Source organism: Ruegeria sp. AF1, assembly GCF_056542125.1.
In genome coordinates, this window is the sequence record NZ_JBQFZG010000031.1 from 1 (window position 1) to 10870 (window position 10870).

The following is a 10870-nucleotide window of genomic DNA, read 5'->3' on the forward strand; positions in this document are numbered from 1 at the left end:
AGATCTTTCCCGCACCGCAGCAAACGAGCAAAGCCTGACAAGAAAGGCACTCGCGCTCAGTTCGGTACGCCTCTCTCTGCGCCAGCAACACGTTGTTTTTCAACAATATCGATCCAATCCGGACATTCGCTGCGTGCGTGAGCCTGTCAGGTCGAATATTCGAACGCAGACATTCAAGTAGCCTTGAGACCGGATTTCAATCTGCGCGACTGAATGACGCCGGAGCGTTAATATATAGATAGTGTCAAGAGTTTTCCGGAATGTGGTTAAGGTCTCGTGCCCAGCTCTTCATTGTCTGGTCGAGTAGATGTTTATTTTGATGATTTTATCGTTTCCTGGCCAATATGTTCGAAAATATGCCACTAACGTTCGCCGCGTCGGTAGGGTGCCATCAACGCCGCTGGGACTTCGGCTCTGCGGGCGACAAGGACCAGCGCAACGATCGAAAGTACATACGGTGCCATGAGGAACAACTGATATGGCACACCCTCAACCGTTGTCTGCAATCGCAGTTGGTAGGCATCGAAGAAAGCGAACAACATCGCGCCAATCAAAGCCTTACCGGGCCGCCAGCCAGCGAAGACTACCAATGCGATGCAGATCCAACCGCGCCCCTGCACCATGCCCGGGAAAAAGCTGTTGAACGCCGTTGTAGTCAGGAAGGCCCCGCCAACGGCCATCAAAGCTGACCCGACAACAACTGCGCCGATACGGATACGGATCGGGTTCAACCCCTGCGCCTCAACCGCATGAGGGTTCTCTCCGGTCATACGAATGGCCAATCCCAAAGGCGTACGGGCAAGAACATAGGCCATCACAGCCACTGCAGTGAGCGCCAGATAGGTCGGCAAAGCTTGATTAAAAAGGATCGGTCCCAAAACGGGAATATCTGACAGGACCGGAAAATCGAGCGGCTTAAAAGCCTCGATCGTAGGAGGCAGATCTCCCACCTCAACAAGTAACCTGTACAGGTAATAGGCTAAAGCGGATGCAAACAGCGTTATGCCCAGCCCTGAGACGTGTTGCGAAAGCCCAAGTGGAACTGTCAGCATAGCATGAAGCAATCCCATCACCGCGCCGCAAAACGCTGCAAAAATGAGGCCTGCAAGCAATGGCGCGCCCATGTAGACGACAAGCCAACCGCTCATCGCCCCCATGGTCATGATCCCCTCGATTCCCAGATTGAGCACGCCCGAACGTTCGCAAAGCAACGCACCAAGAACACCAAATATGAGCGGTGTCGCAATACGCAGCACGGAAGCCCAAAGACTGGTATTCAGCAGCAGATCAATTGCATCGCTCATCGGCGCACCCGGTAGGTTGTGAAAAGAAGGGCCACGATCATGGTGAGCAGGCACAGCGCCACGATCACATCGGCAATGAAACTGGGTACACCCGTCGCACGGCTCATGGCGTCGGCCCCGACAAAGACTGTGGCGACGAATACAGCGGCAGCGACCACTCCGGCCGGATGCAAAGCGGCGAGCATGGCGACGACAATGCCTGCATAACCAAATCCTGGGCTCATAGTGGTGGTGACCCCCGCAGTGACCCCCAAGACTTCGACAGACCCGGCAAGCCCTGCCAGCGCGCCCGAAAGCAAGGCAACACCCATGATCGTTCGGGGCAGAGAAATTCCGGCAAAGGCAGCGGCACTGGCATTTAAGCCTGCGGCGCGTGTTTCAGCGCCAACAACAGTACGCGCAAGAATCAGCCAAACAGCACTTGCCGCTGCGATAGCAACAAGCAGCCCGATATGGAGACGTGTACGGGGGATCAGATCCGGAAGGCGGTAATCCCCGTCTACGGGCACCGAAGAGGGCCACCCAAAGGCCAGCGGATCGCGCATAGGGCCCTCAATCATGAGGCCAACAAAAAGGATCACGATGAAGTTGAGCAGCAGGGTTGTCACCACCTCATCCACGCCGAAACGTAAGCGTAAAAAGGCAGGTCCTGCCAAAAGGGCCGCGCCTGCCGCCATGCCCGCCAACATCAAGATCGGAATACCTATCCACCCTGGAACCCCGAGTGAATGACCGATCCAAGCCGTGATTAGCGCCCCAACAAAGAACTGTCCCTCGCCCCCGATGTTCCAAAGCCGCGCTCGGAAGGCGACAGCTGCGGCAAGCCCCGTAAAGATAAGCGGAGTGGCGCGGGTCAACATCTCGGCGATGGAAAGGCGCGAGCCGAACGCGCCATTCACCATTTCGCCATAAGCCGTTAGCGGATTTACGTCAGCAGCAGCGATGAGACCTGCGGCCAAAAGCAATGCAGCAAAGATCGCGGCCAGTGGTGCAATGATCGCAAGATGCAGCGGCACATGTGAGCGTCGTTCAAGCCGCATCATCATTTTCCTTCCAGACACCTGCCATCATCAGGCCAAGGCGTTGTGGGTCGGCTTCATCAGTCGATATCGATTCTGACAAGCGACCTTTTACGATGGCCTGTATTCGGTCTGACAGGGCTACAGCTTCTTCCAATTCTTCTGAGATGAGCAGGATTGCGGCACCTTCGGCCCGTGCTGCCAAAAGCTCGGCATGAACTGAAGCAATTGCACCTTCATCAAGACCACGCGTTGGCTGGTTTGCGAGCACAAAACGCGGCCCATTGGTCAGAACCCGGCCAAGGATCAGCTTTTGCATATTGCCGCCGGACAGCAGCCTTGTTCGCGTGTCGGGGCTGGCGCCGCGGATATCAAAACGTTCTATCAGCCCCGCAGTGTATTCCCGGGCGGCGCGTTGTCGAACAAAGCCGCGGTGCGAAAATCTCGGTGTGCGCAAGCGCTCAAGCACCGCGTTTTCCCACAAACTCAATTCGCCCACAACGCCTTCTGCGTGCCGGTCTTCAGGCACCCTGCCTGCGCCCGCGCGGATCATGCCGCGCGGACCCAGATGGCTGATATCTTCGTTCAAGAGTGTTAACTGACCCGCACTTGGGTGTGCCAATCCTGACAGCAGCGCACCGAGGGAGGACTGACCATTGCCTGAAACGCCGACGATACCAAGGATTTCACCGGCATGGACATCGAAAGACACATCATCCAGCCGCAAATCACCGTCTTCTTCCACGCTCACGTCCTTTGCGATCAGGACTGGCGCTCCAATCTCATGGTCTTGACGTACGGGACGCTCAACCTTGCGGCCAACCATCAGTTCCGCCAACTCTTCTGGTGTGGTTTCGGGTGTTTTGCGTTCCGCGACCATCCTGCCGCCACGAAGCACCGCCACACGGTCAGAGGCTGCCATGACCTCATGCAGCTTGTGGCTGATGAAAATAAGCGAGAGGCCCTCTTTTGTCATATCACGCAGCGTTTCGAACAGGCGCATCGCCTCGGGCCGGGCCAGAACGGCAGTCGGTTCATCCAAAATCAAAATACGTGCGTCGCGATAGAGTGCTTTCAGAATCTCGACCCGTTGACGTTCACCAACGGAAAGCGTCCGAACCTTGGCCTCGGGGTTCACAGGCAAGCCGAACCGCTCAGAGATCTGCAACAGCTTTTTGCGCGCCTCGCCACGAGCGGAACGCGCGCGCGTCAAGGGTTCGGAACCAAGCATGACGTTTTCCAGAACCGTGAGGTTGCCCGCAAGCGTGAAGTGCTGGTGTACCATCCCCACACCCACCTCGATCGCTGCACGCGGCAGGCCTGGGGGCAGCTCTTTTCCAAACACCCTGACCGAGCCTTTATCGGCTGCGTAATGGCCGAACAGGATATTCATCAGCGTCGTCTTACCCGCACCATTTTCGCCCAACAGAGCAAGAATTTCCCCGTCTTCTAGTGTCAGGGTCACATCGTCATTTGCGGTAAGCGTTCCGAAACGCTTGGTAATGCCGTTTAGTTCCAGAACCTTGGTCATGCGGGCAGGCCTGCGATTGGGTGCGGAAAAGTGATTGCGGGCGCGCGGTCTTCGACAAGTGCGCCAAGTTTCAGCAGCGCAAAATCCGAGCCAGGGGGACCAATCAGTTGAACGCCGAGTGGAAGACCATTTGCCATGCCAAAAGGCAGCGCCAAAGCTGGCAAGCCCGCTACATTTGCAAGTGCGGCGTTCGGGGCAAAAGCCTCGAGCCGCGCCATGTGATCGTCTGGGGAGGTGCCGGACAGATCCAAAGTGCCTACAACGGGCGGTGCAGACGAGAGGATCGGCATCAGGACGGCATCGGCAGACTTAAAAAGCTTGCGAGATCGATTTGTCAGACGTGCGAGCTGTCGTGAGGCCGCAAAAAGCGCTGTGGCCGGTGTCGCACGGCCCTCGGCAGCCATGGTCGCGGCAAGCGGTGAAATCTTATCATCAGAGATCCTGAGCGCAGTCAGCCACTCGGCCAAGGAAACAGCAAGTATGGTTCGGGCGATTGCGTGTGCCTCATCCCCCAATCGGTCGGGGGCACGAATATCGCACACCTCACAGCCTGCATCGCGCAGCGCGTCGGCAGCACTTTTCGCGGCCTTGCACTGGTCGGCACCGCAACGCTCCGGCAATGCCAATGCGACGCGGGGGCGTTCTGGCAGATTTACCGGGGCCATGGGCTGGGCTACCGCGTCAAAGGCGGTCTTCACATCGCGGACCGACCGCGAAAGGATCAGTTCAGACGCTATGCCCATCAGGTGATTGGCAAAATCAGGGCCTCCGGGCACCGCGCCACGAGAAGGCTTGAGCCCGGTCAAGCCACAACACGCAGCGGGAACCCTGATGGACCCGGCTGCATCCGTGGCATGAGCAATTGCAACAATACCAGCTGCAACCGCGGCTGCGGCGCCACCGGATGAACCACCGGGTGTCAACGCAGGGTTCCATGGATTGCGGGTCGCCGCCATGCCATCGGGTTCGCATGTCAGGGAAAGGCCAAAGGGAGGTGTTGCGGTCAAGCCGAAAGGGATCAGGCCGGTTCGGCGAAGACGTTGCAGCAGGTGGCTGTCACTATCGGGTTTACGACATTGCGCACGGATCTCCGCGGATCCTGCCGCCGCAGGCAGCCCTTTTGCGAAACTGCCGAGGTCTTTCACCAAAAACGGAACCCCATGAAATGGCCCGCGCTGGTCTGGTGGCAAAGCGTCTGCAACCTTTGCCCCATCGCGGGCCATATCTTCGTCCAGATATACCACGGCCCCCAAATCTGCCCGTGCGTGGCAGGCGGCAAGGCTGGACTCCATCAGTTGGCAGGCAGAGATCTGCCCTGCCGTGATGGCAGCTGCAAGAGCTGTGGCATCGGTCACGTCAAAGCCCTCGGGATCAGGAGGGCTCGCTTTCGTCAATCGGAACGTCCCATTCACCGGATTGAATAGCGGCCTGTTTGGCCTCCATCCCCGGGATGGCGTCGGCAGGCACTTCATCGGCGACATAAATCAGCTCATTGCCGCCATGGGCCATAAAGGAATATTCCGTGTAGTTACGACCTGTTGGATTACCGGCCTGAACATCCGCCACGATGGCCTCGATTGTGGGACCGTAATTCCAGATTGCATTGGCAAAAACCGTGCCCGGGTATCGCGGGGTATAATCGATAAGCGAACCGATCGCCTTCACACCTCGCGCTTGGGCCGCATCCGCAGTGCCAATGCGCTCACCAAACAGAATGTCTGCACCCGCATCAATCTGGGCAATCGCAGCCTCTTGTGCGCGGGCCGGATCGAACCATGCACCGATAAAGCCGTTGACGAAGGTGGCGTCTGGGTTCACTTCGCTTACGCCCATGCGGAAAGCATTGATCAAAAGGTTCACCTCGGGGATCGGATAACCCCCGACCGAACCATAGACATTGCTTTCGGACATATGACCCGCGAGCATACCAGCCAGATAGGCTGCCTCGTGGTTGCGTGTGCCAAAGACACCGAAGTTGTCACCTTCTGGCCCACCGGAAGACCCCATCAGAAACGCGGTGTCGGGGTAGTCACCCGCCACTTCGCGTGCTTCACGCTCCACAGCATAAGATTCACCCCAGATGATTTGCGCACCTCCCTCGGCATACTCGCGCATCGCGCGGGGATAGTCGGTCGGCGCTACTCCTTCTGAAAACTCATACTCTATCAGGCCAGCGTCGGCGGCTTCCTGCATCGCCAGGTGAATGCGGCTGTTCCATGCATTTTCAACCGGAGACATGTGCACTCCGGCGACGCGGATCGCAGATTGCGCGTTCACGCGATGGATATAAGCCGGCAGGGCCAGCGTGGCCGCAGCGCCGACCATCAGTTGACGGCGGGTTGTGGTGAGTTTCATTGTTAGATCCTCTTCTGTTGGTGGCAATTCTTCTTGTTAATGAACTTCCTAAGTATTGGGCCTGGGCGCGTAATCTGCGGGATCCAGGGTCGTGGGACGGCCAGGCAAAGAAAGCGCGGCCATTCGTGGTTCTGTGCGGGCCAGCACCTTTCCGTTTTTGATAACGGCAAGCCGGGTGGCTTTCATGCGAACTGCTTCAATCGGGTCCTGCGCCTGCAGCACTACCATATTGGCAGGGCCGCCTTCGCGGATCGTCGGGTCGGGCAAGCCCATTGCTTTGGCACCATTCTGAGTAACGGACGTAAACGCCCACTCCATCGCCTCGCGGGATGTCATCGGCACGGCATGCACGCCCATATGAGCCACTTCCAACATGTCGGCGGAGCCAAGCGAATACCACGGGTCCATCGTGCAATCCTGTCCGAAGGCGACATTTACACCCGCCGCGCGCAGCTCTGGCACTCGGGTCAGCCCCCTACGACGCGGATAGGTATCCGAGCGACCTTGCAGCGTTATATTGATGAGCGGGTTGGGCACCACGTTCATGCCGCTTTCTGCGATCAGAGGTATGAGCTTCGATGCATAGTAGTTGTCATACGAGTGCATCGCGGTGACATGACTTGCCGTCACCAGCCCGCCAAGCCCAAGGCGCGTGGTCTCATAGGCTAAGGTTTCCACGTGGCGCGACATTGGATCGTCGCTTTCATCGCAATGCAAATCCAGCATCAGGCCTCGGTCCACCGCTATCTCGGCCAGTCTCCTGACCGACCGGGCACCTTCCGACATCGTACGCTCAAAATGAGGGATACCGCCCACTACATCGACACCCATATCAAGGGCTTGGATCAAGTTTTTTTCTGCATTCTCTGCGCGGTAAAGGCCATCTTGCGGGAATGCTACCAGTTGCAGATCAATATAGGGAGCGACCTGTTTGCGGACCTCCAACAGCGCTTCAACGCCAACCAAAGGTGTGGATGAAACATCCACATGCGAACGGATGGCCAGCAATCCCTGCGATACGGCAAGGTCGCAATATCGCATGGCGCGCTCAATTACTGCTTCGGGTGTCAGCAGAGGCTTTAGCTCACCCCAAAGCGCGATGCCTTCCAATAGTGTGCCCGAGGCATTCATGCGAGGCGTTCCAAGGCTCAGGGTCGCATCCATATGGAAGTGCGGGTCGGTAAACGGGGGCGAAACCAATCGCCCAGCCGCATCAATGTCCTCGCCTGCCTCGGCCTTGATCTTGGGGGCAATTTCTGCGACGCGGTCACCCTTGATCGCAATATCCAACGGCCCTCGGCCATCCGGCAGTTGGGCTTGTCTAATGATGATGTCGAGCATTCATCTTCCCCCAAATTTGACCACAAGGTAAAAGTATTCTGATAAAATGCTACATTTTTTTGCTGTGTTTCATGAACATCTCCTTCGTCCCAAAATTGGGAGGTTAAAGAAAATGTCCCGCGAGTACCGACATATCTACAGGTATCTGGCCTCTACCAGCTTTGGCGGCAGCAAGGCGCTGGCAAAGACAGACCTTTCGCCACTGGCGGGCCGTACTGTCATTATCTGGCCTGACCATGATGAACCGGGACAGAGCTACGCCGCCAAGCTGGCCGAAAAGCTCATTACGTTACATAGGGCAACACCGCTGATCCTGCCAATCACGGACGCTCTGGTTCAGGCACATAATTCAGCGGGGCTGATACCTAGCCCTATACATAGGGGTTGGGACGTGGCCGATGCCATTGCCGCAGGTTGGGGACAAGGCGAGATAGACGCCCTGATAAACAGCGTCGCCTGTGATCTACCGGATGCAACCGCCGCTTACCTGACGAGCGAGGTTCAGGCAGCCGCAAATGACCCGCATCCCCCTACGTATCGTAGGGATAGCGTCGATCCATATACGTTACCTATACATAGGGATGAGCCTGCACCTATACGTAGGGATGAAAGTGCAGCCCTCGTGGACGGGCTTGAGCTTTGGAACACCCCGCAGGGTGAGCCCTATGTAACGATACGGGCCAAGGGTCACTTCGAGCACTGGCCTGTAGGTTCCACGACCTTCCGCAACTATCTGGCCTATGCCCATTACAAAGCCGAGGGCAAAGCCCCCTCCAATGCCGCGCTGGATGATAAGCGTAGGATGCTGGAAGGGGTGGCCCGGTTTGAAGGCGAGACATATCCCGTATCCAGCCGCATCGCCTCCATCGGGCGGACGGTCTATCTCGATCTTGGCGACACCGACTGGCAGGCTGTGGCGATCACCTCCGAGGGCTGGCAGGTGGTCAGCCACCCGCCCGCACGGTTTCGGCGCTCACCAGCCATGCAGGCGCTGCCTGTACCGGAACGGCATGAACACGGTATCGACTTGTTGCGCGATTTTCTGAACGTGGACAGCGAAGATGATTTCCGCATGTTGGTGGCGTGGGTTCTGGGATGTTTCCATCCCAAAGGCCCCTACCCTATCCTGATCCTGTCAGGCGAACAGGGCAGCGCCAAAAGCACCACCGCGCAAACCCTGCGCGATTTGATCGACCCTGCCAGCCCAAGCACCCGCAGCACGCCCAATTCCGAACAGGACTTGGTGATCGCTGCCATGCACAACCACGTTCTGAGCTTTGACAATCTCTCGACCATCCGCCCGATGATGGCAGATGCGTTCTGCCGGATTGCTACGGGTGGCGGATTTGGTACCCGCAAGCTGCACACCGACAGCGACGAGGTATTGTTCAACGCGACGCGCCCATGTCTGCTGAACGGTATTCCCGATCTGGCGGCGCGGCCTGATCTGGCGGATCGTGCCATTGGCGTTCATCTGCCGGTGATCCCACCCGGTAGGCGCAAGACCTTAGGCGCGTTCAATCGCGATTTTGCCAAAGCCAAGCCTTACATACTAGGTGCGTTGTTGGACGCGGTATCCTGCGCCTTGGGTCGGATTGACTCTGTGAGCCTCCGCGAGGCCCCCAGAATGGCTGACTTCGCTAAATGGGTGGTTGCCGCCGAAGATTCCCTTGGATGGGCTCAGGGCGCGTTTCTGGACTCCTACGCCGCCAATCGCGCCCGCAGTGACCAAACCGCTGTTGAGGCCAACCCGGTCGCGCTGGCAATTCTGTCACTGATGGATGGGCGGCAGCATTGGAGCGGAACTGCAACTGAGCTTAAGCAAACCCTGCGGGATCGCTTCCCGGCGCTGACAGAGGATAGCCAGAGCTTCCCCCGGTCTGAGGCAAGGTTCGGCGCGGCCCTGCGCAGGGTTCAGCCTGTGCTGCGGCGGCAGGGCGTGAACATCGCGTTTAGTCGGGAAGGCAAAGCCGGGATGCGGGTGATAGAATTGAGCAGTCGGTGAAAGTTCGTACTACAATTTTTTGGCTAACGCGCTCGATCCCTTGGATCGGGCGCCTTTTTGTTTATGCTTGCCGTTGCGTATACCGGGGTTGGCTCGTGTCTGCTAAGCGGACATAAAAGTCCTTCATATTCAGTTCGGCATAGAGTTCATATGCGGACAGACACGACCTGAGATGGTGCCCAGATATTCGTTCTCGATGCTGTCGGATTGAAGCAAGGAGACGCATTGAAGTATGCTTCAAACAAAAGAGGGATGACGGGAATGGCTGACGATCCATTCAGGATTGCTGATCAAGTCGATGCCAACATGCTTGAGATTATGGTCTCTCGACTTGAAGAACGCGGGAGAGATGCGCGCTTTCTCGGAATGATCGACGACTATCTTGATGTCGCAAGAATATCAGAAGCGAATGAAGTTCTGGATATTGGCTGTGGTACGGGTGTGGTCGCCCGAAGGATTGCCGGCCAAAAGGATTTCTCCGGCCGGGTTACCGGCATCGATCTAAGCTCACAGCTCATCGCCAAAGCCCGTGAACTGGCCGAGACCGAAGGTCTCTCGCACAATACGACTTTCGAAGTTGGTGATATACGCAACTTTGCTTTTGAAAAAAGCCAGTTCGATGTAACTGTCATGCATACCCTCGTTAGCCATCTAGACGATCCAGCGGCCGCCTTGAATGAAGCTGCACGCGTAACGCGACCGGGTGGCGCAATTGTGGTTTTTGATGGCGACTATGCTTCCTCGACACTTGAAACTGCAGACGCGAAACGAGCTGCTGAGATTGACAATGCGATGATCGAAGCAACCGTCACACAACCTCGCGTCATGCGACGACTGCCAAGAATGGCTAGAGCGGCCGGTCTGTCTGTAGAGAGATGCTTTTCTTACCTGATAGCGGAAGTTGGCAAACCGGACTTCTTTGCGGGCCTTGTGGACACCATAGGCCCGATGCTCTTGAGTTCAGGCGTGTCAACGGAAGACGAGGCTGCCGCTATTTCCGCCGATCTCAAAACCGCTGTAGCTGAAGGCACATTTTTCGGTGCTTGCAACTATTATGGATACGTTCTTCGAAAGCCTTAGCAGGTTGACATGGTAGTCTGCAGTGGGCTCTGAGCCGACACTCGCGGTTTCGGCTGACGGTGCTGACAGCACTGACGGAAACTGCGGGTTGGTTTTCATGATGGGGTAAGAGTCGGCTTCAGGGAGCGTCAGAATGGGTGCGCTTTGATAGCTAATCTTTGCTCTCTGGCGTAGCACCGTTGTAGCACCGGGCGAGGATGCCCCACGCGGAAATCGCCCTGTTGGACGCTAGCAT

General features: G+C 57.2%; 9 protein-coding genes. 3 read left to right on the plus strand and 6 right to left on the minus strand.

Features of this window, described 5'->3' with window-relative positions:
• On the plus strand, window positions 1-181 hold a 181-nt coding region (locus ACR0BK_RS20035; protein WP_480556029.1), incomplete at its 5' end, for a hypothetical protein.
• Between the two features lie 181 nt (window positions 182-362).
• Here ACR0BK_RS20035 and ACR0BK_RS20040 read toward each other — a convergent pair.
• From ACR0BK_RS20040 to ACR0BK_RS20065, 6 genes are read right to left on the minus strand one after another with little or no spacing between them, the layout of a single operon-like run.
• Window positions 363-1304, minus strand: coding sequence for an ABC transporter permease (locus tag ACR0BK_RS20040; protein WP_480521495.1), 942 nt, complete (start codon window positions 1302-1304; stop codon window positions 363-365).
• Window positions 1301-2344, minus strand: a complete 1044-nt coding sequence (locus ACR0BK_RS20045; RefSeq protein ID WP_480556030.1) for an ABC transporter permease — start codon at window positions 2342-2344, stop codon at window positions 1301-1303. Before ACR0BK_RS20045 ends, ACR0BK_RS20040 begins: the two co-directional genes overlap by 4 nt.
• Complete coding sequence (locus ACR0BK_RS20050; protein WP_480556031.1) at window positions 2334-3854, minus strand: ABC transporter ATP-binding protein; 1521 nt, start codon at window positions 3852-3854, stop codon at window positions 2334-2336. Before ACR0BK_RS20050 ends, ACR0BK_RS20045 begins: the two co-directional genes overlap by 11 nt.
• Window positions 3851-5248 (minus strand): amidase, encoded by a 1398-nt coding sequence (locus ACR0BK_RS20055; protein ID WP_480556032.1) that lies wholly within the window; start codon window positions 5246-5248, stop codon window positions 3851-3853. Before ACR0BK_RS20055 ends, ACR0BK_RS20050 begins: the two co-directional genes overlap by 4 nt.
• Window positions 5226-6209 (minus strand): BMP family protein, encoded by a 984-nt coding sequence (locus ACR0BK_RS20060; protein WP_480521503.1) that lies wholly within the window; start codon window positions 6207-6209, stop codon window positions 5226-5228. Before ACR0BK_RS20060 ends, ACR0BK_RS20055 begins: the two co-directional genes overlap by 23 nt.
• A 48-nt stretch (window positions 6210-6257) precedes the next feature.
• Window positions 6258-7550 (minus strand): amidohydrolase family protein, encoded by a 1293-nt coding sequence (locus tag ACR0BK_RS20065; RefSeq protein WP_480556033.1) that lies wholly within the window; start codon window positions 7548-7550, stop codon window positions 6258-6260.
• A gap of 112 nt (window positions 7551-7662) precedes the next feature.
• On the opposite strand from ACR0BK_RS20065, the gene ACR0BK_RS20070 reads away from it, so the two are divergent.
• Both ACR0BK_RS20070 and ACR0BK_RS20075 read left to right on the plus strand, forming a co-directional pair.
• The gene (locus ACR0BK_RS20070; RefSeq protein ID WP_480556034.1) at window positions 7663-9555 is read left to right on the plus strand and encodes a hypothetical protein; all 1893 of its coding nucleotides are present in this window, start codon (window positions 7663-7665) and stop codon (window positions 9553-9555) included.
• A gap of 261 nt (window positions 9556-9816) precedes the next feature.
• Entirely contained in the window at window positions 9817-10635 is an 819-nt protein-coding gene (locus ACR0BK_RS20075; RefSeq protein WP_480556035.1) for a methyltransferase domain-containing protein, read from the plus strand.
• The last annotated feature ends 235 nt before the right edge of the window (window positions 10636-10870 follow it).

What these genes read in the sequence shown, in the direction of transcription:
- ACR0BK_RS20075 (WP_480556035.1), top strand. Translation starts at nt 9,817, where the DNA reads ATGGCTGACGATCCATTCAGGATTGCTGATCAAGTCGATGCCAACATG.
- ACR0BK_RS20045 (WP_480556030.1), bottom strand. Translation starts at nt 2,344, where the DNA reads ATGCGGCTTGAACGACGCTCACATGTGCCGCTGCATCTTGCGATCATT.
- ACR0BK_RS20070 (WP_480556034.1), top strand. Translation starts at nt 7,663, where the DNA reads ATGTCCCGCGAGTACCGACATATCTACAGGTATCTGGCCTCTACCAGC.
- ACR0BK_RS20050 (WP_480556031.1), bottom strand. Translation starts at nt 3,854, where the DNA reads ATGACCAAGGTTCTGGAACTAAACGGCATTACCAAGCGTTTCGGAACG.
- ACR0BK_RS20065 (WP_480556033.1), bottom strand. Translation starts at nt 7,550, where the DNA reads ATGCTCGACATCATCATTAGACAAGCCCAACTGCCGGATGGCCGAGGG.
- ACR0BK_RS20060 (WP_480521503.1), bottom strand. Translation starts at nt 6,209, where the DNA reads ATGAAACTCACCACAACCCGCCGTCAACTGATGGTCGGCGCTGCGGCC.
- ACR0BK_RS20040 (WP_480521495.1), bottom strand. Translation starts at nt 1,304, where the DNA reads ATGAGCGATGCAATTGATCTGCTGCTGAATACCAGTCTTTGGGCTTCC.